Consider the following 24,685-nt stretch of genomic DNA (forward strand, 5'->3'; position numbering starts at 1 on the left):
AACGCTTATGGGAATGATTATTTTAATCGTCAAAGGCTCCATCTGACAGATAAAAACGAAAAATAACAGATGAAAGGAATAGTCAAGATAACAGGGATGCTCGTTTGGTTGTGTTTAAGCTTAGCAGCTTTTGCCCAACCCCGTGTGGACGTACTGCGGTGTGAACTGTTGACCAATCCAATTGGTATAGATAAGACAAACCCCAGGTTAAGCTGGCAAATTCGTGCGGATGAACGAAATGTTGTCCAGACGGCATATCATATTCTGGTGGCATCTTCTCCTGAAAAACTGGCACAGCATATCGGCGACCTATGGGATTCAGGTAAACAAATATCCGATAATTCTATTTCCGTGTTCTATGATGGGAAAGCATTAAAGAGTGACACGGAGGTTTTTTGGAAAGTAAAAGTCTCCACCAATCAAGGAGAATCCGAGTGGTCGGCACCAGCGTCATGGCGGGTAGGGCTATTGTATTATAAGGATTGGAATCGACGGTGGATCGGGTTTGATGGATACTTCGACAGTGATGACAAAGACGCTGGTTACCTTAGTGCACGCTATTTCAGAAAGGAGATTTCTCTAACAAAAGAAGTGCAGCAAGCAACAGCCTACATCATGGGGCTCGGCTTATACGAGCTGTATATCGATGGCAAGAAGATAGGCGATCAGGTGCTAGCACCGGGTTTAACCGATTATACCAAAAATGTCAAATACAACGTGTTCGATGTTACGGAATCACTTCGCGGCGAGGAACACGCATTGGGCGTGATATTAGGAAACGGACGCTACTATGCGATACGACAGGAAAAGCCGTATAAAGTGAAAAACTTTGGGTTCCCAAAAATGCAGATGCAGATTCGGGTTACGTATACCGACGGATCACAGCAGACGATACATACCGATGATACGTGGAAAGGTACGACGGAAGGACCGATCCTGTCCAATAACGAATACGATGGGGAGATTTATGACGCACGTAAGGAATTACGAGATTGGGCAACGGTGGGTTATGATGACGGTGCATGGAGAACAGCGGAATACGTACAAGAACCCGGAGGGAACTACGAAGCACAGCTAAATCGGAACATGAAAGTGATGCAAGATCTCAAAGCGGTCTCTATCACAACAAAAGGGGATGGTAAGTATATTATTGATTACGGACAGAATTTCTCGGGATGGGTGAAGATGCGTGTGCAGGGTGAAAGCGGAGCGAAAGTGACCTTGCGCTTTGCCGAATCATTAAATGAAGATGGTACGCTGTTTCGCGACAACCTGCGGGCTGCAAAGGCAACGGATGTCTACGTTTTAAAAGGCGACGGCGTAGAAGAATGGGAACCTCGCTTTACTTATCACGGGTTCCGGTATGTGGAGGTAGAGGGGTACCCCGGAGAGGCACTTACGGACAATTTTGTAGGACGTTTGGTATACGATGAAATGGAGACCGTGGGATCGTTTAGCTCATCCAATGGATTATTGAATCAGATATATACCAACGCTTGGTGGGGAATCGCTTCCAATTACAAAAGTATTCCGGTAGACTGTCCGCAACGGAACGAACGCCAAGCTTGGCTTGGCGACCGTCCAATCAGCGCTTACGGAGAAAATTTCATGTTCGATAATGCGAATTTCTATTTCAAATGGTTAGAAGATATTCGGCTCTCTCAAAAGGAAGATGGTGCAATACCGGATGTCGCGCCGGCTTTCTGGCGGTATTATAGTGATAATATGACTTGGCCGGGGACGTATCTGATTATAGCAGATATGCTTTATCAACAGACTGGAGATATACGCGTGTTGCAAGACCATTATCCGGCCATGAAACGCTGGATGCATTATATGCAGGCGCGTTATATGGACGATGAAGGGATTATCACCAAGGATAGCTACGGAGACTGGTGTGCGCCGCCTGCAACCATAGACGAAGGACGCGGGAAGAGTGCAGACAAGAAGTATCCAAACCCACTCTTGTCAACAGCATACTACTATCATTTGTTGAACATGATGGCGCGCTTTTCGGAACTTAACGAAAACGGACAGGACCGAGTAGCCTTCGAGCAGGCCGCCGAAAAAATGAAAGAAAATTTTAATAAGCGGTTTTACCACGCGGCGGGCTATTACGGCAAAAATACGCTGACTGAGAATTTATTGGCGATGTACTTCGGCTTGGTAGAAGACGAGAATAAGGAAAAGCTGGCTGATAGGATTGTAACGATTATCGAAAAGGAAAATAACGGACACTTGAGTACAGGCGTGGTGGGAACACAATGGATTATGCGCACGTTGACCGATATGGGACGTTCCGATTTGGCGTATAAACTAGCCACCAATACGTCCTATCCGTCGTGGGGTTATATGATTGAACACGGTGCGACAACGATTTGGGAACTATGGAATGGCAATACAGCCCATCCAAGAATGAACTCGCAAAACCACGTCATGATGCTGGGTGATTTGATTGTGTGGTATTACGAAAACCTGGCTGGTATTAAATCCGAAGAAAATGGGTTCCAAGCCATCGTGATGAAACCGGAGCTGATTGCCGGCTTGGATCATGTGGATGCTAGGTACAAGAGCTTATATGGCGAAATTGCCTCAAACTGGACAAAACATAAATCTGCCTTTGAATGGAAGATCGTCATTCCAGAAAACGCGAAAGCCGTGGTGTATCTACCTGCAAAAGAAATATCGTCGATTACCGAAGGCAACAAAAAATTAAGTACGCATAAAGATATCAACATACTGTCAGCGGATGCGGATAGGGTGAAGATAGCGATCGGGTCGGGAACTTATCAATTCAAAACTAAATTATAAACACATGAAAAAGATATTTATTATTTTTCTTCTGAGCTTTTTAGCCGTGAATTTACAGGCCCAGGATAATACAGGAGAACAGAAACGGGCTGCTGAGTGGAGTGCCGCGCTTGAACTTAACGACACTAGAAAAGAAGAGCGGGTAAAGACGTTAATCTTTAACCATCTGGTTGCCGTTAAAGATTGGCATAATAGTCATCCAGCAAGCACTGTTCCAGCAGGAATTAATCCTTTAACCGGTCAGAAATTGAGTGAGCTCGATAGAACCATTATTGCCGACTCGGCTATGCCAGAGACCGTTCATAAAACCTTAATGGATGGTTTAAGCGAAGAATTGGATACTGCTCAAGTGACTTTTATATTAGACAAATACACCATTGGTAAGGTTGATTTTACAATGAAGGGTTATAAAGCCATTGTGCCCGATTTAACCACGGAAGAGGAAAAAGTGATCAGAGCTAATTTGGAAGAGGCGAGGGAAATGGCGATCGACTACAAAAACATGAAGCAGATCTCTGCCATTTTCGAGATTTATAAAACCAAATCAGAGCAATATTTGAACGCCAACGGCAGAAGTTGGAGGCAGTTATATAAAGATTACGTGAATAAGGCTAAAGCCGAAAAAGCAAGAAAATCAAATGAAAAATAAAATAGGTCTATCCGTTATTATCAGTTTTTTGTTTCTCGTTGGGACACAAGCACAGCAAAATGCGCTACACAAATGGCAAAAAGGTATGGTGACCGATGAGTTTATCTATGATAAAGCCAGTTTTCCTTCTTGTCATTCGGCGAGTATCGTGGAAACGACGGCAGGCAACTTGGTGTACGCCCTTTTTGGCGGAACGAGGGAACGTAATCCCGACGTAGAAATCTATATCTGCCGGTATGAAAACGGCCAGTGGACAGGGCCACAATCTGTTGCTGACGGTGTGCAGGAAGACGGAAGCCGCTTGCCTACCTGGAACCCGGTACTGTATCAGATTCCCGATGGCGATTTACTACTGTTTTATAAAGTGGGACCCAAACCATCCGAATGGTGGGGCATGTTGAAACGCTCAACTGATGGTGGAAAAACATGGTCGGACGCAGAAAAATTACCCGAAGGATTTCTTGGACCCATTAAGAATAAACCTGTTTTGCTGAGCAATGGCAACTTGATTTGTCCAAGCAGTACGGAAGGAAATGGTTGGAATATTCATTTTGAAATTACACCCGACTTCGGGAAGACTTGGCGCAAGGTCGGACCGATCGCAACGGGAGAAGATAACCTCCAGGCGATTCAACCCAGTGTTTTAGATCACGGAAACGGCAAACTGCAGATTTTGGCAAGAAGCCGTAACTGGGCGCTGGTGGAATCATGGTCAGATGACTATGGTGAAACTTGGTCGCCATTACGTAAAACAGGTTTGCCTAATAATAACTCGGGCACGGATGCTGTTACGATGAAAAACGGAACACATGTGTTGGTGTACAATCACGTATTGCCACCGCCGGAGAATCCGAAAGGGCCGCGAACCCCGTTAAATGTTTCCATATCGAAAGATGGTAAGAAATGGGATGCCGTATTGATCTTAGAAGATTCGCCGATCAGTCAGTACTCTTACCCGGCAGTTATACAAACAAGTGATGGTTTACTGCATTTCGCTTATACTTGGAGGAGACAAAAAATGAAACATGTGGTCGTCAACCCGAAAAAATTAAAGAAAAGAGTGATAAAGGACGGTGCTTGGCCTGAAGTGAAGGGTTATGAGTTACCAACGTTAGAAACTTATAAAGCAGAAGAAGAATAATTAATTGTCGAAATAATATGTCAATAGATCGGATAACAAGGGTTAGCTTTCCGGGGAGCTTGGTTTTTGGAAATGGTGTACTGAAGCAGCTAGCCGAAGATGTTGTGGCGCAGGGGTATAAAGCTGTCATTATCATGACAATTAAGCCACTTTTAGGGCAGCTAGCTGATTTTGTAGCCATATTGGAACGGAATAAGATAGACGTGTCGATAGATACCAGTATTGAACAAGAACCTGCCTTTTCAGATGTGAAGAAGGTATTGCAGCAACTTTCAGCGGTACCGGCGGATGCGGTTATCGGTATCGGTGGTGGAAGTGTATTAGACGTAGCAAAGTTGGTTGCGGCGCAATTAGGCAGTACACAATCGTTGGAAGAGATTGTCGGAAAAGATCTAGTAAAAGGCCGGAATAAAGGTCTTATTTGTGTACCGACTACCGCTGGAACGGGAAGCGAGGTTTCCCCGAATGCGATTCTGGTGGATGACGAAAATCAGAAAAAAGGAATCATCAGTCCTTATTTGGTTCCGGATAAGGTGTATGTAGATCCGTTGCTTACGATTGGTGTGCCACCGGCTATTACCGCAGCGACGGGTTTGGATGCCTTGACGCACTGCTTGGAAGCCTATACCAATAAATTTTCACAACCTTTTGTCGATATGTACGCTTATGAGGGCATGCGCTTGATAGCGGAGAACCTGGAAGAAGCTGTTCATAACGGAAAGAACGAAGAAGCGAGATATCATGTTGCGATGGGAAGTATGCTGGGGGGCTTCTGTTTAGGTCCGGTGAATACGGCAGCGGTTCATGCTTTGTCTTATCCGTTGGGAAGCATGTTTCACTTGGCGCATGGCCTTTCCAACGCCCTTTTACTGCCTTATATTATGGAATATAATTACGTGGCATCACCTAAAAAATATGCCGAAGTGGCGGTTGCTTTAGGATGCAGCCGTTTAGCTACCGACGAAGAGACCGCTCGGGCGGGCATCGAACGAGTCAGGACACTAATCGATGCTTGCGGCGTCCCTGCTCGACTGCGCGATGTAGAAATACCGAAAGAAGCTATTCCCAAAATGGCGGAGGACGCCATGAAGATTACGAGGTTGTTAGTCAACAACCCTAGAGAGATTACATTGCAAGATGCCATATCAATATTTAATGCTGCCTATTAAAAAATGAAAGAAATAAGAACAAGAAAAGAAACTATTGTTCCGGTGGTTGCACCGTTGAAACAAGATTTAAGTTTAGATGAAGATGCGGTATCCCGTATATTTTCCTATTTGTATGCGAATGGAGCCACGCCTTTTATCTTAGGTACTACCGGCGAATCAGCATCGTTGTCTAACACCTTTAAAGAAGAATATTTAAGATCAGCTGTTGTTAATAGACCCGAAGGGGAAAAACTGTATGTGGGTATCTCATCTAATATTCTCGAAGACTCTATTTCCTTCGCCAATTTGGCGTTCGAATTAGGCGTTTCCGAAGTAGCGGCAACATTGCCCACCTATTATAAACTATCGGATGTACAGATTGAGAAATATTACTTAGATTTAGCGGAGGCTATTGAACCCAACTTGATCGCCTATAATATTCCTGCGACGACACACATGTCTATTCCGCTGAATCTGTTAGAACGACTGAGCCATCATCCCAAAATTGTTGCGGTGAAAGATTCGGAGCGTAATATGGAAAGAATAGACCAATCATTGGATTTATGGCGTGATCGGACGGATTTCAAACACTATATGGGCTGGGCGGGAGCATCTGCACATTCTCTAATTAACGGTAGTGATGGCGTAGTGCCGAGTTCAGCGAATTTCGCTCCTGCGATATACCGAGATATGTGCCGCGCAGCGGAACAAGGTGATTTGGAGAGTGCTTACGCTTTACAAAAGCAATCGGATGATCTAGGAGCGCTATATCAGTCAAATAAGTCTTTGGGAGAATCGTTGTGGGCACTTAAGGTACTAATGAAACAATTGGGTTTATGTGAATCGTTTATGATGCCCCCTTTATACACTTTGAGCGAACAAGAAGAAACGCATATTGTGGAAGCTTTTCAAGCTTTGATAACAAAAGATAACATTAAACTGAATTTAATTAGTCATGTATAAGCCAATTATTGGGATTACCATGGGAGATCCGGCAAGCATTGGTCCCGAAATCGCATTAAAAGCATTGTTGGATACACGTGTGCAGGATATTTGTAGACCTATTTTGGTGGGCGATGCGGCTGTTTTTCAACAAATCATATCGCAACTGCAGCTACCTATCAACGTTCACGCCATTGATCAGGTTTCGGACGCTCAATTTGCTCTGGGAGAGGCGGATGTATTGGACTTGAAGAACACGGATTTAGCTAAAATAACGTTTGGAGAGATATCGGCGGAAGCGGGAAGTGCTTCGTTTCAAGCGGTCACAAAGGTGATAGATTTAGCCCTGAAAAAAGAAATAGATGCCACTGTAACCGGGCCGATAAATAAGAAATCTGTAAACGAAGCAGGCCATCATTTTGCGGGTCATACAGAGATTTATGCCCATTACACCCAGACAAAGAAATATGCGATGCTTCTCGTGGAAGAAAATATGAAAGTTATTCACGTGTCCACGCATGTGCCGCTGCGCGAAGCTTGTGATTTGGTGAAGAAAGACCGTATTGTGGAGGTCACGGAATTACTGCATCAAGGATTGGTAAGTCTGGGAGAAACTAACCTCAAAATAGGTATAGCGGGGCTTAATCCACACGCTGGAGATTCAGGGTTATTCGGTACGGAAGACGATGAGGAAATTGTACCGGCTGTAGAAGAAGCACGTAAAAGGGGATATGACGTAGAAGGACCCGTACCTGCGGATACGCTTTTCTCCAAAGCGGCAACCGGATATTTCGGGGGAATTGTTGCGATGTATCATGATCAGGGACATATTCCATTTAAGTTAACGGGTTTTAAATGGAATGCGGAGAAAAAACAAATGGATAGTGTGAAAGGTGTGAACATTACGATGGGGCTGCCTATTATTCGGACGTCCGTCGACCACGGAACAGCATTTGAAATTGCAGGCAAAGGCGTGGCGAGTCCAGATGCCATGGTGTTAGCCATTGAGTCGGCCGTACAATTGGCTTTAAATAAATAAAACCTAATGGCGATATTGGTAATTGCGGATGATTTGACTGGTGCTGCCGAAATAGGCGGAATGGTCTTGCGTTACGGGTTATCGGTAGAAATCGTGCATACATTAACATTACCAATAAGTAAAGATGTTCGAATTCTGAATACCAATACACGGTCGCTAAAAGCGGATGAAGCGCTTCTCCACCTGCAAGGGGTATTTCTGGTAGACCAAGGCTTCAAATGGGATTGGATATACCTCAAGTTTGACTCAGCACTCCGTGGGCATATCAAAGAAGAGATATCCTTTTATCGAACAATTTTCCAAAAGGATAATGTGATCTTTTGTCCCGTTAATCCGGCATTAGGACGTATCATTGAAGATGGCGTGTATTGGGTTAATGGCAGGCCTATTGCGGAAACCGACTTCGCACAAGATCCAGAATTTCCGATAACAAAAAGTCATATATTGGAGGTTCTTGATGCCAAATCTTGGCATATGGCGGACGATGTAAAGACATTATCGACAGCGAAGCCATCATACATAGTCCCCGCAGTCAAAGACGAGGCGGGTTTGAATAGTTGGGCTTCTATAGGAATATCTTTTGGGATCTGTGCTGGAGGTGCTGCTTTCTTTGACGCCTTGCTTCGTCGGCAGATAGAGCGGCGTCCGGTATCGAATAATTTGGCCCCCCTGCCGCAAACGCCTGTATTATATGTGTGTGGTTCCCGTCATGAAAGCAGTATCGAACGTATTGCGACGGTTAATACTGATAAAGTGGTATATTGGGCACATATTGGTGAAGAAGAAGAAGTGGCAAAAACTATTCGTCGTAAGATGGATAAATATGGCAAAGTGATACTAGCCGTAGCTCCCACGGTGCGTTGCGATGCAGCGATAGTCCGGGAGCATATTGCACAAGTGCTCGCTATTCTTTATCAGGAATATGCGTTGCATGAGCTGATCATTGAGGGAGGTGCAACAGCTCGGGCAATATTGGAAGTGTTAGGTATTGACACACTCGTGCCCATATGGGAATATGGGCAGGGCGTTATTCGGAATCATGTGCCGGAAGTAGCATTGACGGTAACATTGAAGCCAGGAAGTTATCCGTGGACAGAAGAATTATGGGTATTTTAGCCCAATCGATGTAATGTCGAATAATGATAGATAAACCTTATGTTGAGCATATTTGATTACGGAATAATTATAGCCGTTTTATTGATTACCTTATACTTTGGACTTCGATATGCAAAAAATCAGAAGTCTACCGAAGCCTATTTTTCAGCCAAAGGGCGTGTGCCGTCTTGGGCGATAGGTATGTCGTTGTTGGCAACTTTGATTAGTAGTGTCACTTTTCTAGGGTATCCCGCCGAAGGGTACGCTAATAATTGGATATTACTGGTTCAAGGGCTGATGGTGCCTATTGTATTGATGGGTACCGTATGGTTTATTGTACCGTTGTACCGAAAGGTAATTGGATTGAGTACCTATGAGTATTTTGAGAAGCGTTTTGGCAATGTTGCGCGCTATTATAGCTCCATTGCGTTTGTCCTGCGTCAGTTCTCTGGAATGGGAACGGTGCTATATCTTCTCGCGGTGGCACTATCGAGCATGACGAACATCAACACGTATTGGATTATCCTCGTAGTGGGAAGTATCATTGTTATCGTGAACTTGCTTGGTGGTATTGAGGCGGTCATCTGGCTCGATGTATTTCAGGGATTCATGCTTTTCGCCAGTGGAATTTTATGTTTGCTCGTTATTATCTTCTCCGTGAATGGTGGTTTTCCGGAAGTGTGGCGGGTAGCCTCCGAAAGCGGGAGGACAGGATTCGGGCCGTATGATCTGGATTTTACACGACTGACTTTTGTGGTGATGGCCATCAACGGCATGTTTTATGCAATCCAAAAGTATGGGACAGATCAAACCGTCATTCAGCGATATCTAACCGCACGTTCAGATAAATCGGCGATCCGTGCTTCGTTAATGGGAATTTTACTAACGGTCCCGGTATGGTCTCTTTTTATGTTTATTGGTACAGCGCTTTTTGTATACTATATGCAGCAACCATTACCCGATAATGTCGGTCCCAATAGTGTGTTTCCTTATTTCATCATGACTCAATTGCCTGTGGGCGTGGTCGGATTTATCCTGGCGGCGATGATTTCCGCGGCTATTTGTAGCCTTAGTGCTGACCTCAACTCGTTAGCAGCAGTGGGCATCGAAGATTACTATAAAAAACTACGCCCCGAGCGCGTGGATAATGAATATCTCCGTGCTAGTCGTTGGATGGTCGCCATTGCGGGAGTCATTTCCATGATTATTGGTTTTATATACGTGGAACTAGGTAGCGAAAGTATTTTGGGTATCATCTTTACACTATACGCGATATTTTCGGGCGGTATCGTCGGTATTTTCTTATTGGGTATTTTCACCGAACGCGCGAATAGCCAAGGGATAAATATTGCGATTGCGGTGTGTGTGCTGTTTACTGCTTACGCATTTTTAACCAGTACCGAGATTGAATTTGGAGGAAATACGTTTCTTTTGTTGGATTTGGGTGAATATAATTTTACGCATCATAAAATGATGCTGGGGGTATATAGCCATTTGGTCGTTATTGGTGTTGGCTATTTGGCTAGTTTATTTTTTCCAAAACCCGTATTAGATTCCAATCTATACTATAAAGGGTGGAAAAGAAATCGCAAACTTGACCGAGAAAGGGGAATAGAATCATGAGAAGAATCTTTGTTATTATTTTGGTATACCTGTGCTGTTTTATCCACTTTAGTGGGGCACAAAATTCGGATGACAGATATCGAATGCCATTAGAGGATGTTATACATATCGTGGAAGAGCGATACGGTATTCACATCAAGTATGATCAAAAACTTGTAGCGGGTAAATCGCTGAATTACGCCGCCTGGCGTTTCCGTGCAGATGTGGATGAGACCCTTCGCAATTTATTGGCCCCACTAGATTTAAAGGTGAATAAAGAAGGGGAAGGTAAATATAAGCTCAAAGAATATGAATATTACCGATGGGAGCCCCAGGATGGATGGGATTACCTCGATAAACTGGCTTTGCAATATCAGGATGAGGACAGCTGGGAGCAACGGAAGCAGCAGATTCGTCCGGGTTTGTACAAAGCGTTGAAGCTGTCCCCTTTACCCCCAAGACCGCAGTCTGCACCTTTGGTTACAAAAAAACGGAAGTTTAAGAACTATACCGTGGAGAATTTTGCTTTGGAGATCATGCCCGGCTTGTATGTTAACGGTTCCATATACAGACCCTTGAAATCAAAAGGTAAAGTGCCGCTGATGTTGAGTCCAGACGGACACTGGGCTGGTCATCGTTTCCGTGAGGACGCGCAGATTCGGTGCGCAATGACCGCGCAAATGGGTGCGGTTGCCGTGAGCTACGATCTTTTTGGTTGGGGGGAGTCTGGTTTACAATTTCAGTATAGCGACCATCGCAAGAGCTTGTCGTTGACCGTTCAAACATTGGGGGCTATACGCATACTGGATTGGATGTTACAAGATAGCCAGATCGATGCGGCACGCGTGGGTATTTGCGGAGGTTCCGGTGGCGGAAGCCAAACGGTACTGATGACCGCGTTGGATGACCGTATCACGTTGAGCATTCCGGTCGTTTCGCTATCTTCCTATTTCTACGGGGGATGCCCATGCGAGAGCGGGATGCCGATACATGCGAGTGCTGGTGGGACAAATAATGTCGAACTGGCTGCTATGGCAGCGCCCAGACCGCAGTTGGTAATCTCAGACGGCAAAGATTGGACGGCACACATGCCCCAACATGATTTCCCTTATCTCCAGAAAATATATGGCTACTACGGGAAAACCGAATTGGTTGAAAATGTTCACCTTCCGGAGGATGGTCACGATTTCGGTTATTCCAAACGCAAACCTGTTTATGATTTTATCAGCAAGCATTTTAATCTGGATACGAAAGGGCTTAAAAATGCAACAGGTGATTATGATGAGTCAGGCTGTGTCATAGAAGAAGAAAATGCATTGTACGCTTTTGGACCCCATGGGGAGAATCTGCCATCTAATGCGATACATGGTTATGAAAATTTAGAAAAACTATTTAAAGACGAATAGCATGAAGGTAATTAATAGAAGAGCATTTATCACGACCGCTGTACTTGGCGCAACGACCTTGATGTTGCCGAAATCAACTTGGGCATGGAAGGGGCAAGAACAGCGCTATAAAGTAGCGGTCATTGATTTGATGATCTTAAAAAGACAAAAACTAAGTGCGGTTAAACTGGCCAGTGAAATTGGTGCAGACGGACTGGAGATCGATATGGGGGGACTGGGTAACCGGGATACCTTCGATAATAAGTTTTTTGATGAAGAATTTCGGACGGATTATATTAACGCCTTGAAAGAGCACCGGATAGAAGTGGCTTCAGTAGCCATGACCGGTTTCTATGCGCAATCTTTTGCAACAAGACCTACCTACAAGCAAATGGTCGACGATTGTTTAAAGACTTGTCAATTGCTAGGCGCAAGGGTCGCGTTTTTGCCTTTGGGTGTGCAAGGAGACTTGGTGAAGAACCCTGAATTGCGTCCTGCAATTGTGGAACGTTTAAAGGAAGTCGGAAAAATGGCGAGGAAGGCAGGAGTTATCATCGGTATTGAGACGGCATTGGACGCTCGCGGAGAGGTCGAACTGCTGAACGAAATCGGTTCCAAAAATATCCAGATTTATTTCAATTTCTCGAATCCATTGAAGGAGGGCCGTGATCTGATCAAAGAAATACAAATTCTTGGTAAAAAGCGCATTGCGCAGATCCACTGCACAGACGAAGACGGTGTGTGGTTGGAAAACAATACCCGTTTAGACATGCCAAAAGTGAAAGAAACGCTAGACAAAATGAGATGGAGAGGCTGGCTGGTTATTGAGCGATCAAGAGACGCGAGTATATCGCCACGTATGGTGAAAGAAAACTTTGGCGCAAATACCAGATACGTAAAATCTATTTTTCAAGGATAATGACTTCATTGTCGTTTAAAAAAATAAACAGATGAAAGCAATATGGATCAGCTTGGTTGCGCTTTTGTGTTGCGCATGCGCGTCAACCTCTCTGCAAGAACGATTAGACGCGGCATTGCCGCAATATGACGAGGTAGGAGCAGATGTAATGCCCGATACGATTGCTCCCATTCGATCACCTTATTTTGACTATGATTTTAAACGACCAACGTTCCCCAGTCGCACGGATTCCGTATTCCCTGGCGTGGATGTTATCCAGGAAGGTATTGATCGATTGGCCGTGGCCGGAGGTGGAACCTTGGTGTTGACCGAAGGTGACTATTTGTCGGGGAGAATAGAATTAAAATCAAATATCAATCTACATCTGCAAGAGGGGGCGGTGATTACCTTTAAAAGCGAACTAGCGGATTTCCTGCCGGTGGTGTTTACTCGAAACGAAGGGATAGAGCTTTATTCGCTGGGCGCCTGTATCTATGCGCGCGATGCCGAAAATATTGCTGTTACAGGAAAAGGTAAATTAGTAGGTCCCGGAGAAGGCTCGGTGCGCGACCTGACCATGACACATGAGGTCATCGAAAAGGTGGTCAATTTAGACCTTCCGGTCAACGAGCGTATCTACGATGGGGAAACGGCATCTTTTATATTCCCGCCGGCCTTGATTGCGCCGATCAACTGTAAAAAGGTATTTATCGAGGGGGTGACGCTGGAGCGTTCGGCCTTTTGGAACGTTGTGCCCACCTATTGTGAAGATGTTGTTATCCGTGGCATAAAGGTGTATTCGGAAGGTATACAGCGTGGTGACGGAATTGATATTGAATCCTCTAAAAATGTACTGGTAGAATACTGTAGCCTGTATACCGGCGACGATTGTATTGCTATTAAGGCGGGCCGGGGATATGACGGGCTACGGGTTAACAAGCCTTCTGAAAATATTGTGGTACGTTACTGCCTAGCGGGTACGGGGCATGGTGGTTTAACGCTAGGCAGCGAAACGGCGGGCATGATCAAAAACTTATATGTACACGATTGTGCTTTCGACGGAACCGACGTAGGCATTCGCTTTAAAACGCGTCGCCCGCGCGGTGGTGGCGGACAAGACATTACTTTCGAAAATATCCGTATGCACGTTGTCCATTCGGCTTTGCGCTGGGATATGCTGGGAAGCGCCACGCATGTTGGGGCGCAAGCAAGTCGGGATTTTGAGGTTGCTATCAATGAGCTGACGCCGGAATTTTCCAACATTAAGATCAGCGATGTATTAATCGAATCATCAGAAAACTGCATCAACGTGGAAGGCATCCCCGAATCAACGTTGAAGCATGTGGAAATAACCAACCTCCACGCAACCGGCAAGAATTACCTCACGCTAAACGACGTCGATAATTTCGTCCTAAAAGATAGTGAAGTACATTGCGAAGAATGTGCGGTCGATAGCGTTCATGTCTCGGGCTTTAAAACGGAGCGAGTGCAGGTAGTACAACGGTAAGTTGATTTTCATTTATTTTCTTTTTTCTTTGTTTATTGCGTTTTATTTTCGATATTTAACGAAGCTATAATATTATAATACTAAGTTATTATGCTTCCAATACAACGACGAGAAAAAATATTGGCTTTGCTAAAAGAGGATGGGGCAGCGAAAGTAATCGATTTAGCAGCACTCTTTAAGGTGACTGAAGCAACCATCCGGCAGGATTTAGAGAAGCTAGAGAAAGAAGGACTCATATCCCGGGATCATGGGGGAGCTTATTTACGCAATATCGAAGATCAGGTACGGAATTTTTCGCTTGCCAATCAATACGAAAACATCACTAAAAAAGAACAGATTGCATTAAAATGCGTAGAACTTATCGAAGATGGGGATACGATTATTTTGGATTCCGGGTCTACTACCACAGCGATTGCCCGCAAGATCAAGGGCGTAAAAAATCTGACCGTGATTACCAATGCACTTAACATTGCCCTGATGCTTGGTGCCGAGCCGGGTATTGAAGTCATCATGACGGGGGGAGAGTTCAAACCTCCTACCTTGTCTCTGACTGGCCAGAAGGCCTCCGATTTTTTTAAGGGGATCAATGTACAGAAGCTTTTTTTAGCTACGGCAGGTGTGTCGCTGAAAGCCGGCCTCACCTACCCAAGTATTAGTGATATTATCGTAAAAAAGGCGATGGTGGACGCTGCGCAAACCACCTACTTGGTTGCAGATTCAACCAAAATCGGCAAGACATCGTTTGCCAGTTTGGGCGCGATGTCCCTTGTTAATTTTTTGGTAACGGATTCCGAAATTGATGAGCTACATAAAAATATGTTTCGGGACCACGAGATTGATATTATTATCGCCGGCGGTTAGGTGTAGCTGGTTATACATTATAAATTCAAATAGAGAGAGCAAATGAATACAGGAGTTTTTGGTGTCGTTTTTGGAAATCGTGATTTTTTTCCGGACCATCTGGTGGGAACCGCACGAAAAGAGGTGAAAGCGGTGTTGGATGAGCTCGGTTTGGGCTATGTTATGTTAGCGGAGTCTGATACGAAATTAGGCGGAGTGGAAACCTTCGCTGACGCCCAGCAATGTGCTAACCTTTTTAAAGCCCATCGCGAGGAGATTATGGGGATATTAGTGATATTACCCAATTTTGGCGACGAACGCGGAATGGCAGAAACCATTCGACTGTCGGGGCTAGATGTGCCCGTGCTCGTGCAAGCATATCCAGACGATCTTGACAAACTGGATGTTGCCCGTCGGCGCGACGCCTGGTGTGGGAAGATTTCCGTTTGCAACAACCTATACCAGTACGGCATAAAATACAGTTTAACGGACCAACATGTTATTCGTCCGGATAACGCGGGTTTCGAACGAGAAGTAAGCGACTTCGCGGCCGTATGTCGCGTCGTTAGGGGCATGAAAGGTATGCGTATCGGAGCAATCGGCGCCCGTCCGGGCGGTTTCAATACCGTACGCTACAGTGAAAAGATATTGCAGCGCAACGGCATCACCGTTGTAACGGCCGATCTCTCCGAAATATTGGGTCGTGCAAACCGAATCAAAGATGATGATACGATTGTGAAGCAACGGATAGAAGCGATAACCAATTATGCTAAGCGTGGACTGACGCCGGATGAATCGTTGGTGCAGATGGCCAAGTTGGATTTTGTGCTGCAGGAGTTCGTCGAAGAACATGCCTTGGATGCTACGGCATTGCAATGTTGGACCTCGTTGCAACAAAACTTTGGTTGTAATGTATGTACTTCCATGAGCATGATGAGTGAAAATATGCTTCCAAGCGCTTGTGAAGTTGATGTTACCGGCACCTTGACCATGTACGCTATGCAATTGGCGTCTGGTTCGCCAAGTGCGTTGGTGGATTGGAATAATAACTATGCCGACGACCCAAATAAAACCGTATTGTTTCACTGTGGGAATTGGGCAAAGGCATTCTTACCGGATATAGAAATCAGCAACGCACCCATTTTAGGATCGTCCTTGGGTGTAGAAAATACGTGGGGGGCATTGGACGGACGTACGCCGGCATCGCCATTAACGTATGGACGAATCAGTACCGACGATATGCAAGGCAAGATCAAAGTGTATATAGGTGAAGGGGAACTTACGGACGATGAATTAAATACGTTCGGTAACCGTGCCGTGGCACGCATTCCGGATCTACAGGGGCTGATGCAGTACGTATGCCGTAATGGCTTCGAGCATCATGTGGTCATGAATGCCTCTCGAACAGCGAAGATATTGGAAGAAGCATTAGGGAATTACTTCGATTGGGAAGTCTATAACCATGATAAAGGATAAGGTGATGGAATCGTTAGAAAAAAAATCTATTGAATACCGAAAGCGTATTCTAAAATATATTTATAAAGCAAAAGCAGGGCATACAGGGGGAAGTCTATCCTGCGTAGATATATTGAATGTGCTCTATAATAGGGTTATGCATGTAGGACCTTCAAACTTTGATAGTCCCGATCGGGACCGTTATGTCCAGAGCAAAGGGCATTGTGTGGAGGCGCTTTTTGTTGTACTGGCCGATCAGGGTTTCTTTCCCGAAGCCGAACTGGAAAATCTTTGTCAAGGAGGTTCTCATTTCATCGGGCATCCCACACGAAAGGTGCCGGGTGTAGAGCAGAATACTGGAGCGCTAGGACACGGTCTTTCCTTGAGTGTCGGCATGGCAATTGCCGGAAAACTCGACGCCAAAGATTATAAAGTATTCACCCTAATGGGTGATGGCGAACTGGCAGAAGGATCGAACTGGGAGGCCGCGCTGACCGCTGCGCATTATAAATTGGATAACCTTTGTGCGATCATAGATTATAATCAGTTGCAGATTTCGGCCCCCACACGAGAGGTGTGTAATACAGACCCAGTAGCTGATAAGTTTAAAAGTTTTGGCTGGGAGGTGATCGAAGTGGATGGACATGATGTTGATGTATTGGAGGAAACGTTTCGTTCACTCCCGCTAACCGCTGGAAAACCTAGTCTGGTTATCGCACATACGATCAAAGGTAAAGGTATCAGTTACATGGAAAATGTACTGAAATGGCACCACGGTGTGCCAAGTGAACAAGAATATGAACAGGCACAAAAGGAATTGGATGACGCTCTTTTGGCGCTTTAATTAAAAATGGGCTTGGATATGAACAAGGAGATTAAAATGGGAAAAGCGAATCTGGAGGTGTTTTCGGAGACGTTGCAACAGATTGCAGAAACAAATAAGGAACTGTTGGTGGTTACAAGTGACTCCAGAGGATCGGGAAAACTAGTGCCCTTTGCGCAACGCTTTCCACGCCAGCTGGTCGAGGTGGGCATTGCGGAGCAGAATCTGGTGGGAATATCCGCCGGTTTGGCATCTACAGGAAAACAGGTGTTTGCCGTATCGCCAGCGTGTTTTTTGACAGCAAGATCGTTGGAGCAGATCAAGAACGATGTGGCGTATTCGGACAATCCGGTTACGTTGGTTGGGATAAGCGCAGGGGTCAGCTACGGCGCATTAGGCTCTACACACCATAGTCTACACGATTATGCTGCACTGCGAGCAATTCACAATATGGTGGTTTGCGCACCGGCAGATAATGTGGAGACCCGAGAAGCGGTGCAACAAGCCGCAGCGTCTGACCACCCAGTGTATATACGTTTTGGCAAGCGACCGATGCCCATACTTCGAGAGGATGTGCCGTTTACGTTTGGTAAAGGTCGGGTACTGCGCGAAGGCAAGGATATGGCTATTTTGGCTACCGGTGAAACGGTACACCCGGCGATGGATGCTGCAGCAATGCTCCAGGAGTCTGAAGGCTTGGAAGCCATGGTCGTCAGTATGCACACGGTAAAGCCGCTGGATACGACGTTGCTCACCGAGCTGGGAAAAAAAGGAATGCCTATACTTACCGTAGAGGAGCATAGTGTGAACGGTGGTCTGGGGGAAGCCTGTGCGGCATTCTTACTACAAGGACGCCATCACAATGCCTTCCACATCATGGGGATTCCTGATGAATATACCGTCACCGGTTCGCAGCAGTATATCTTCGATCATTACGGCATCCATGGTGCGGGAATCGCGACAGCAGCCTTGGAGCTTTTGAATGCCGCCGAAAAGGCATAAAATACGCGTGCTTTTAGTGCGCCATTATAAACAAAAAATAAACCGAATACACGATGTATATCATTGGCAGATGTTTATGCGTATGCTTGGTCCTGTTGCTATGCTTTTCCTGCGGCTCCAACGAGTCGGAGAAGGGTAAAGCTAAGCAGATTGCGATTATTGTGTCTACCCTCAATAATCCCTGGTTCGTATTTCTGGCTGAAACGGCTAAAGAAGAGGCAGAAAACCGAGGGTATGTCGCCCGTATTTTCGATTCACAGAACAATACTTCATTGGAATCAAATCATTTTGAAAATGCCGTGGCGCTGGGATACGATGCCATATTACTGAATGCCACAGATTCCGACGGATCAGTGGCGAATGCAAAAAAAGCGATGGAAGCTGGTATTCCGGTGTTTTGCATGGACAGGGAGCTGAATAATCCCGATGCTGCGACTTCGCAGATTGTATCCGATAGTTATTCTGGCTGTGTCGAACTGGGCGGTTTATTCGTTCGTTCCCTAAAACGAAAGGGAAAGTATGTCGAATTGCTTGGATTGGTGGGTGACAATAATACCTGGAACCGATCGAAGGGTTTCCATGCCGTTGTTGATCAGTTTCCCGAAATGGAGATGGTGGCGCAGCAAAGTGCGGACTTTGATCGGAACAAAGCGATGGAAGTATTGGAGTCGATCTTGCAGGCACATCCCGATGTAGACGCCGTGTTTTGCGGAAACGATGCGATGGCTATGGGCGCTCAGCAAGCATTGGTCGCTGCGGGGAAAGACAAAGCGATCCGTGTTTACGGCTTCGATGGGTCGGAAGATGCGGTACGATCCGTGCAGGCCGGCGGATTGGATGCGACGGTCATGCAGTTTCCACAAAAGATTGCCGAAACCGCAGTCGCATTTTCGGACGAATATTTTAAGGGAAAGACCGAGTTCCAACAAAAAACATTGGTCGATGTTGAACTGGTAACACCCACCAACGTAGATAGATATACGAGCTATGGTAAAGAATGAAACATATAGATCGCCTAAGAAACGAAAGCCACTCATGTACGGGATATCCGCATTGATTGGCTTGGTGTTATTGTATTTGTCTTTCGATATCGTGCCGTTGGACGAGCGAGCAGAAACGAACGCGGGCGAGGAGGTCGCCGAAATGGTAGCGGTCTACTTTGAAGAAACCCTGCCGGCGGTGATGTTGGATGCGCCTGAGCCCTGCAGCTTATCGAAGATGCTGAAAACAGAGGATAGCAGCGGTTGGGAGAAATATGGGCAGCAAAACGCTATCGGGAACAGATACTATTTTTTAGTCAGTGGTCAAGGACGGATAAGGACGGTACAAGACGATTTTATCACCGTGACTTTCGGTGAGGGAGATGCGGAATGTACATTCCGTATTTCGACGGTTTACATCTTCGGTAATGAAATCCGGGATGCGTCCGGAAAATTACAGCTCAAGGAAGTTGGCAGCTTACCTACGTTTAATAGCCTATCGGAGTCGATCAACGAACGTGTGCGCACGCAAGTAGTGGCGCCTTTCTTGAAGACTGTAAAAGTGGGTAAGACTATACAGATGCAAGGTGCTTTTGCGCTGAATAGACGATTAGGCTGGGATCCCGATGTGGAGATTAAACCTATACGATTACAGTTTATAGATTAATATGGTGGTCTCATTAAAAAACATATCAAAAACGTTTAATGGCGTATACGCGCTCCGCGATGTTAGTATCGATTTTCCAGCAGGGAAAGTGGTTGCTTTGATTGGGGAAAATGGTGCGGGGAAGTCCACGCTGATGAATATCCTAAGCGGCGTTTATCCCGACTATGAGGGAGAGCTTTTATATAAAGGCAAGTCGGTTCGTTTTCAAAGACCACGCGACGCGCAGGATCAAGGTATCGCGATTATCCATCAAGAACTAAACCTTATTCCGCATCTGAGTGTAGTGGAGAATATTTTCTTAGGAAGAGAGCTGGTCACGACTTGGGGGGCGTTGGACAGGACGGAGATGAAAGCTATCGCTAAAAAGTTACTCGCCCGCCTGAAGTTAACGCTGAATCTCGACGCACCGGTTTCGCAATTGAAAGTTGGCGAATGTCAGTTGATCGAGATTGCGAAGGCGTTGTTGGTGGAAAGTGATGTGGTGATCATGGATGAACCGACTTCGGCTATTAGTGAGTCCGAGGTTTATGCCCTGTACGATATCATACGCGACTTAAAAGCGTCGGGTACCACGGTTATCTACATCTCGCATAAAATGAAGGAAATTTTTACGCTGGCGGATGAATATGTCGTGTTGCGGGACGGACAGCTGGTTCGACAAGGGCAGATAGCGGAAGTTGATGAACAGCAACTCGTCAATATGATGGTGGGAAGAGCCTTGGGGGAACGAACGAAATGTCCTTGCCGCACGACAGAAGAGAAAGTGCTGCAAGTGCATAACCTATCACTGACACATCCTGAAAAAGATGCCATGTTGCTCGATCAGGTATCGTTTGCGCTCTGCAAAGGGGAAATATTGGGCATCTTCGGACTTATGGGTGCGGGTAGAACGGAATTGTTGGAAACCTTGTTTGGTCTGCGTGGTAAACCGGCTTTGGGTGATTTTACGTTCGATGGGGAAGGTACCCCTTTTTTCAGCTCACCTAACGAAGCACTCCGTTGCGGTTTAGCGCTCGTGCCAGAAGATAGAAAGTCAGACGGTTTGGTGTTGGGTATGGATGTACGCTCGAACCTAAGCCTGTCCGTACTGTCGAGTCTGGAAACATTGGGTGTGTTGGCGGACGTACAGGAGAAGGAGCTCTGCCAACAATATGTGGATAGGCTGCGTATCAAGGCTGCAAATGACCAACAGCAGGTCGGTAGTTTGAGCGGCGGAAACCAACAAAAGGTCGTATTGGCCAAATACCTGGCGACGCATCCGAAAGTGCTGATGTTGGATGAGCCAACCCGCGGAATCGACGTGTATGCCAAAGGCGAAATCTATGATTTAATCCGGGAGCAGGCCACGGCGGGATTGGGCGTCATTGTGGTATCGTCCGAACTGCCCGAGTTGTTTGCCATTGCAGATCGTCTTCTTGTCATGTGCGACGGTCGTATCACCCAAGAATTTAAAACAGAGGAAGCTACAGAAGAAGCTATACTACAGGCAGCATTGCCCGATAAATAATATTGTATATGAACATCTCCGTATTAGCATATAAGAAGCGTTTACAGCAGCTGCAACCCTTGATTGCATTGTTTTTATTGTGCTTGGTCATCGCTATTTTTTCCGATCGTTTTTTGTCTATGACTAACCTTTGGAATGTCATGCGCCAGATATCAGTCAATATCTGTATTTCCGTCGGGATGACTTTAGTTATCATCTCCGCTGGCATAGATCTTTCCGTGGGCTCTATTTTGGCTTTTGCAGGCGCCGTTACAGCCTCGTTTTTGAGTATGGGAGCTGAAATTCCCGTTTTCGGGGTATATCTAAGTGTTACACCTGTGGGTGCGATATTGATAGGAATACTGATGGGAGGTGCCTTAGGCTGGATTAATGGATGGGTAATCACCTATTTTAGGGTGCAGCCTTTTGTCGCCACATTGGCTATGCTTACTATTGCGCGCGGGCTGACAATGCTATGGACACAGGGTTATCCTATTAGCTCGCTGGGCGACGATTTCGCGGGCCTAGGTACCGGATGGTTTCTAGGCGTGCCTATCCCTGTATGGATCGCCGCGGCCGTGACCGCTTTAGCGGTCTTTGTCATGAAGAAGACACGGTTTGGTCGTTATATCTACGCTATTGGCGGAAACGAACGTGCAGCACGCCTGTCCGGTATCAAAGTCAATCGGGTAAAGACACTAGTTTACGTATTATCGGGCATGTTGGCGGCAGTCGGTGGTATATTGGTTACCTCCCGTTTAGATTCAGCACAGCCTAATGCTGGCGAAGGATATGAATTGGATGCGATCGCAGCTGTAGTGATCGGCGGAACATCTTTATCGGGTGGACGCGGGCTCATTATGGGGACTGTTTTGGGGGCCGTTATCATTGGTGTACTAAACAACGGTTTGGTGCTACTTGGCGTTTCACCTTTTTGGCAGCAAGTGGTGAAAGGAACAGTAATTTTGATTGCGGTCATTATTGACCGCTCACAGCATAAAGACAAAAAATAAGATGGACAGTAAACAGTATATACTGGCGATCGATCAAGGCACGAGCAGTACAAAGACGCTGGCGTTTGACAAAGACGGACGTGTGGTTGCACGGGGTAGCGCTAAGCTTGATATCCATTATAAAGATAACTTTGTAGAGCAATGCCCAGAGGAGCTTTATCGCAGCGTGTTACAATCCATCGCGACTTGTCGCGATGGTTTGCAACAACTAGGCGTATCGCCAAGCCAGGTTGTGGCTGTTGGCTTAACTAATCAACGGGAAACATTCGTGCTCTGGGATAGGGAGGGGAAAGTATTGTACGACGCCGTGTCCTGGCAATGTAAGCGGTCGTCGGCTATTTGTGATCGCCTAAAAGAAGAAGGAAAAGAGGCGTTGGTGAAGGCGAAAACCGGACTGCTTATTGATCCCTATTTTTCGGCAACCAAGCTGATGTGGTTAGTTGAAAATGTACCGGCCATTGCGGCTGAATTAGCACAGGGAAATGTCTTTTTCGGAACCATAGATACCTGGATATTATATCGGTTGACCGGCGGCAAATGCTATAAGACCGATCATACCAATGCCTCCCGAACCATGTTATTCAATATTTATGAATTGGCGTGGGATGATGTACTATTAGAACAATTTGGACTGCGGGGCTTAAAGCTTCCAGAGGTACAACCTTCGGCCCATGAATACACGAGGTCCACTTTTGAAGGACTATTTTCCGAGCCATTACCCATTTCTGCTGTCGTCGGTGATTCGCAGGCGGCCGCATTGGGCGCAGGATGTTTTCAAAGAGGAGAAGCCAAAGCAACATTAGGTACAGGGAGCTCCATCATGATGGCTGTAGGGGCAGCGTTGAGGTATAAGGGCGAAAACACCGTTGATGCCATCTATTACAGTACGGAAAAAGGCGTGGTGTATGCCGCGGAGGGCATTATTGTTTCCTGCGGGGCAACGATAACCTGGTTGAAAGAGCAGCTGGGGTTATTTGCAGATGAGCGGGAATTGGAGCAGATCGCACGTGGGGTGCCAGCGGACCACGGGGTCACCGTGATACCCGCCTTTAGCGGTATGGGGACGCCTTATTGGAAAAAAGACGCGAAGGCCACTATCCTAGGCTTGACATTTGCTAGCAATCGGTCTCATCTGATACGTGCCGCCCTGGAATCGGTGTGCTTTCAAATAAAGGATGTCATCATGGCAACGGAGAGCGAACACCAACTCAGCTTATCCCAATTAGTGGTTAATGGCGGGATGTCGGAGAACGCTTTCGTAGTACAGTTGTTAGCGGACGTGTTGAACAAACCTGTGCTGTGCAGCGCTATGCCAGATGCTTCGGCGTTAGGATGTGCACGCTTAGCTGCTATAAGTGTATGGGATAAACCGGTAAATGCCATTTTGCCACAGGATGACGGCAACACAAACATTTACTACCCTAGCGCTTCTAGGGAGACTGTAGAGAAAAATTATAAGAACTGGCTGGACCATGTCAATCATTTTGTTAACCTGACATAGCGTCCAGAAACACACAATAAAATAATAAATAGATATGAAGAAGATAGGATTAGTTCATACTTCGGCGACACTCGTGCCGGTATTTCAACAGTTGTTTCAAGAAAAAAAAGTCCAAGCAGAAGTTTTTAATATTGTTGATGATAGCTTGATTAAGGACGTCATTGCAAAAGGACGGCTAGAAGATAAAACCGCGGAGCGTGTCATGAATTACGTGGCATCAGCCGAGGATGCCGGAGCCGAGTTGATTATGGTGACATGCTCTTCTATCGGTCGAGCAGTAGAGCAAGCAGCACAGAAGGCTGGTGTGCCTGTTATTCGTGTGGATCAACCTATGGCGGACCGTGCCGTTGCTGAAGGGAAACGGATAGGTGTGGTAGCAACATTGCCCACCACCTTAGAACCCACAAGCGATTTGGTGTTGCGCAGGGCGGAAAAAGCGGGGAAGGATGTGGAGCTCGTGAGTAGGCTATGTGAAGGTGCTTTTGAAGCCCTGATGGGTGGAGATGCTGCCAAACATGACCAAATGGTTATGCAAGCACTTCGCGAACTATCCGATCAGGTTGATGTGATTCTATTGGCACAGGCTTCCATGGCACGCGTAGTGGATCAGATGCCTGCGCATGAACGGAAGGTGCCGATATTCAGTAGTCCGGGTATCGCGGTAGATCACGTAGTGGCACTATGTGAACAATCCTAATCGT

The 24,685-nt window shown here is 46.1% G+C and carries 21 protein-coding genes; all 21 read left to right on the forward strand.

Annotated features, from left to right (window positions below):
- Positions 1-69: 69 nt before the first annotated feature.
- The 21 genes from C5749_RS11750 to C5749_RS11850 all read left to right on the forward strand — a co-directional run bounded on the left by C5749_RS11750 (position 70) and on the right by C5749_RS11850 (position 24,681).
- Complete coding sequence (locus C5749_RS11750) at positions 70-2,811, forward strand: alpha-L-rhamnosidase (RefSeq protein WP_105726254.1); 2,742 nt, start codon at positions 70-72, stop codon at positions 2,809-2,811.
- Between the two features lie 4 nt (positions 2,812-2,815).
- Positions 2,816-3,460, forward strand: a complete 645-nt coding sequence (locus C5749_RS11755) for a DUF3826 domain-containing protein (protein WP_105726256.1) — start codon at positions 2,816-2,818, stop codon at positions 3,458-3,460.
- The gene (locus C5749_RS11760) at positions 3,450-4,601 is read left to right on the forward strand and encodes a sialidase family protein (protein ID WP_105726258.1); all 1,152 of its coding nucleotides are present in this window, start codon (positions 3,450-3,452) and stop codon (positions 4,599-4,601) included. Before C5749_RS11755 ends, C5749_RS11760 begins: the two co-directional genes overlap by 11 nt.
- 17 nt (positions 4,602-4,618) lie before the next feature.
- Positions 4,619-5,770 carry an iron-containing alcohol dehydrogenase gene (locus C5749_RS11765; RefSeq protein WP_105726260.1) on the forward strand — a complete coding sequence of 384 codons (1,152 nt, stop codon included), beginning with the start codon at positions 4,619-4,621 and terminating at the stop codon, positions 5,768-5,770.
- A 3-nt stretch (positions 5,771-5,773) separates the two neighbouring features.
- Positions 5,774-6,712 carry a dihydrodipicolinate synthase family protein gene (locus tag C5749_RS11770; RefSeq protein ID WP_105726262.1) on the forward strand — a complete coding sequence of 313 codons (939 nt, stop codon included), beginning with the start codon at positions 5,774-5,776 and terminating at the stop codon, positions 6,710-6,712.
- Positions 6,705-7,730, forward strand: coding sequence for a 4-hydroxythreonine-4-phosphate dehydrogenase PdxA (pdxA, locus tag C5749_RS11775; protein WP_105726264.1), 1,026 nt, complete (start codon positions 6,705-6,707; stop codon positions 7,728-7,730). The genes C5749_RS11770 and pdxA overlap by 8 nt, the downstream gene beginning before the upstream one ends.
- 6 nt (positions 7,731-7,736) lie before the next feature.
- Complete coding sequence (locus tag C5749_RS11780; protein ID WP_105726266.1) at positions 7,737-8,846, forward strand: four-carbon acid sugar kinase family protein; 1,110 nt, start codon at positions 7,737-7,739, stop codon at positions 8,844-8,846.
- Positions 8,847-8,885: 39 nt separating this feature from the next.
- Positions 8,886-10,448 (forward strand): sodium:solute symporter family protein, encoded by a 1,563-nt coding sequence (locus C5749_RS11785; protein ID WP_105726268.1) that lies wholly within the window; start codon positions 8,886-8,888, stop codon positions 10,446-10,448.
- Positions 10,445-11,833, forward strand: coding sequence for an alpha/beta hydrolase family protein (locus C5749_RS11790; protein WP_105726270.1), 1,389 nt, complete (start codon positions 10,445-10,447; stop codon positions 11,831-11,833). Before C5749_RS11785 ends, C5749_RS11790 begins: the two co-directional genes overlap by 4 nt.
- Position 11,834: 1 nt before the next feature.
- Entirely contained in the window at positions 11,835-12,731 is an 897-nt protein-coding gene (locus tag C5749_RS11795) for a sugar phosphate isomerase/epimerase family protein (RefSeq protein WP_105726272.1), read from the forward strand.
- A 31-nt stretch (positions 12,732-12,762) separates the two neighbouring features.
- A complete protein-coding gene (locus C5749_RS11800) occupies positions 12,763-14,217 on the forward strand; it encodes a glycoside hydrolase family 28 protein (protein ID WP_105726274.1) in 1,455 nt (484 codons plus the stop codon).
- Positions 14,218-14,307: 90 nt separating this feature from the next.
- Positions 14,308-15,078: a DeoR/GlpR family DNA-binding transcription regulator gene (locus C5749_RS11805; RefSeq protein WP_105726276.1), complete on the forward strand. Its 771-nt coding sequence runs from the start codon at positions 14,308-14,310 to the stop codon at positions 15,076-15,078.
- A gap of 42 nt (positions 15,079-15,120) precedes the next feature.
- Positions 15,121-16,533 (forward strand): L-fucose/L-arabinose isomerase family protein, encoded by a 1,413-nt coding sequence (locus tag C5749_RS11810; protein ID WP_105726278.1) that lies wholly within the window; start codon positions 15,121-15,123, stop codon positions 16,531-16,533.
- Positions 16,520-17,356 carry a transketolase gene (locus tag C5749_RS11815; RefSeq protein WP_245893739.1) on the forward strand — a complete coding sequence of 279 codons (837 nt, stop codon included), beginning with the start codon at positions 16,520-16,522 and terminating at the stop codon, positions 17,354-17,356. Before C5749_RS11810 ends, C5749_RS11815 begins: the two co-directional genes overlap by 14 nt.
- Positions 17,357-17,374: 18 nt before the next feature.
- Positions 17,375-18,337 carry a transketolase family protein gene (locus C5749_RS11820; protein WP_245893741.1) on the forward strand — a complete coding sequence of 321 codons (963 nt, stop codon included), beginning with the start codon at positions 17,375-17,377 and terminating at the stop codon, positions 18,335-18,337.
- Between the two features lie 53 nt (positions 18,338-18,390).
- Positions 18,391-19,338 (forward strand): D-ribose ABC transporter substrate-binding protein, encoded by a 948-nt coding sequence (locus tag C5749_RS11825; protein ID WP_105726282.1) that lies wholly within the window; start codon positions 18,391-18,393, stop codon positions 19,336-19,338.
- Entirely contained in the window at positions 19,325-19,984 is a 660-nt protein-coding gene (locus C5749_RS11830) for a DUF2291 family protein (RefSeq protein ID WP_105726284.1), read from the forward strand. The genes C5749_RS11825 and C5749_RS11830 overlap by 14 nt, the downstream gene beginning before the upstream one ends.
- 1 nt (position 19,985) lies before the next feature.
- Positions 19,986-21,491: a sugar ABC transporter ATP-binding protein gene (locus C5749_RS11835; RefSeq protein WP_105726286.1), complete on the forward strand. Its 1,506-nt coding sequence runs from the start codon at positions 19,986-19,988 to the stop codon at positions 21,489-21,491.
- Between the two features lie 8 nt (positions 21,492-21,499).
- A complete protein-coding gene (locus C5749_RS11840; RefSeq protein ID WP_105726288.1) occupies positions 21,500-22,483 on the forward strand; it encodes an ABC transporter permease in 984 nt (327 codons plus the stop codon).
- 1 nt (position 22,484) lies between these two features.
- Positions 22,485-23,984 carry an FGGY family carbohydrate kinase gene (locus tag C5749_RS11845; RefSeq protein WP_105726290.1) on the forward strand — a complete coding sequence of 500 codons (1,500 nt, stop codon included), beginning with the start codon at positions 22,485-22,487 and terminating at the stop codon, positions 23,982-23,984.
- A 34-nt stretch (positions 23,985-24,018) separates the two neighbouring features.
- A complete protein-coding gene (locus tag C5749_RS11850; protein WP_105726291.1) occupies positions 24,019-24,681 on the forward strand; it encodes an aspartate/glutamate racemase family protein in 663 nt (220 codons plus the stop codon).
- The last annotated feature ends 4 nt before the right edge of the window (positions 24,682-24,685 follow it).

It is taken from the genome of Sphingobacterium gobiense (assembly GCF_002980575.1).
GTDB classification, from domain to species: domain Bacteria; phylum Bacteroidota; class Bacteroidia; order Sphingobacteriales; family Sphingobacteriaceae; genus Sphingobacterium; species Sphingobacterium gobiense.

Bases quoted from the DNA above. Each gene is read 5' to 3' on its own strand.
- C5749_RS11750 (WP_105726254.1), top strand. From the start codon at position 70: ATGAAAGGAATAGTCAAGATAACAGGGATGCTCGTTTGGTTGTGTTTA.
- C5749_RS11755 (WP_105726256.1), top strand. From the start codon at position 2,816: ATGAAAAAGATATTTATTATTTTTCTTCTGAGCTTTTTAGCCGTGAAT.
- C5749_RS11760 (WP_105726258.1), top strand. From the start codon at position 3,450: ATGAAAAATAAAATAGGTCTATCCGTTATTATCAGTTTTTTGTTTCTC.
- C5749_RS11765 (WP_105726260.1), top strand. From the start codon at position 4,619: ATGTCAATAGATCGGATAACAAGGGTTAGCTTTCCGGGGAGCTTGGTT.
- C5749_RS11770 (WP_105726262.1), top strand. From the start codon at position 5,774: ATGAAAGAAATAAGAACAAGAAAAGAAACTATTGTTCCGGTGGTTGCA.
- pdxA (WP_105726264.1), top strand. From the start codon at position 6,705: ATGTATAAGCCAATTATTGGGATTACCATGGGAGATCCGGCAAGCATT.
- C5749_RS11780 (WP_105726266.1), top strand. From the start codon at position 7,737: ATGGCGATATTGGTAATTGCGGATGATTTGACTGGTGCTGCCGAAATA.
- C5749_RS11785 (WP_105726268.1), top strand. From the start codon at position 8,886: ATGTTGAGCATATTTGATTACGGAATAATTATAGCCGTTTTATTGATT.
- C5749_RS11790 (WP_105726270.1), top strand. From the start codon at position 10,445: ATGAGAAGAATCTTTGTTATTATTTTGGTATACCTGTGCTGTTTTATC.
- C5749_RS11795 (WP_105726272.1), top strand. From the start codon at position 11,835: ATGAAGGTAATTAATAGAAGAGCATTTATCACGACCGCTGTACTTGGC.
- C5749_RS11800 (WP_105726274.1), top strand. From the start codon at position 12,763: ATGAAAGCAATATGGATCAGCTTGGTTGCGCTTTTGTGTTGCGCATGC.
- C5749_RS11805 (WP_105726276.1), top strand. From the start codon at position 14,308: ATGCTTCCAATACAACGACGAGAAAAAATATTGGCTTTGCTAAAAGAG.
- C5749_RS11810 (WP_105726278.1), top strand. From the start codon at position 15,121: ATGAATACAGGAGTTTTTGGTGTCGTTTTTGGAAATCGTGATTTTTTT.
- C5749_RS11815 (WP_245893739.1), top strand. From the start codon at position 16,520: ATGATAAAGGATAAGGTGATGGAATCGTTAGAAAAAAAATCTATTGAA.
- C5749_RS11820 (WP_245893741.1), top strand. From the start codon at position 17,375: ATGAACAAGGAGATTAAAATGGGAAAAGCGAATCTGGAGGTGTTTTCG.
- C5749_RS11825 (WP_105726282.1), top strand. From the start codon at position 18,391: ATGTATATCATTGGCAGATGTTTATGCGTATGCTTGGTCCTGTTGCTA.
- C5749_RS11830 (WP_105726284.1), top strand. From the start codon at position 19,325: ATGGTAAAGAATGAAACATATAGATCGCCTAAGAAACGAAAGCCACTC.
- C5749_RS11835 (WP_105726286.1), top strand. From the start codon at position 19,986: ATGGTGGTCTCATTAAAAAACATATCAAAAACGTTTAATGGCGTATAC.
- C5749_RS11840 (WP_105726288.1), top strand. From the start codon at position 21,500: ATGAACATCTCCGTATTAGCATATAAGAAGCGTTTACAGCAGCTGCAA.
- C5749_RS11845 (WP_105726290.1), top strand. From the start codon at position 22,485: ATGGACAGTAAACAGTATATACTGGCGATCGATCAAGGCACGAGCAGT.
- C5749_RS11850 (WP_105726291.1), top strand. From the start codon at position 24,019: ATGAAGAAGATAGGATTAGTTCATACTTCGGCGACACTCGTGCCGGTA.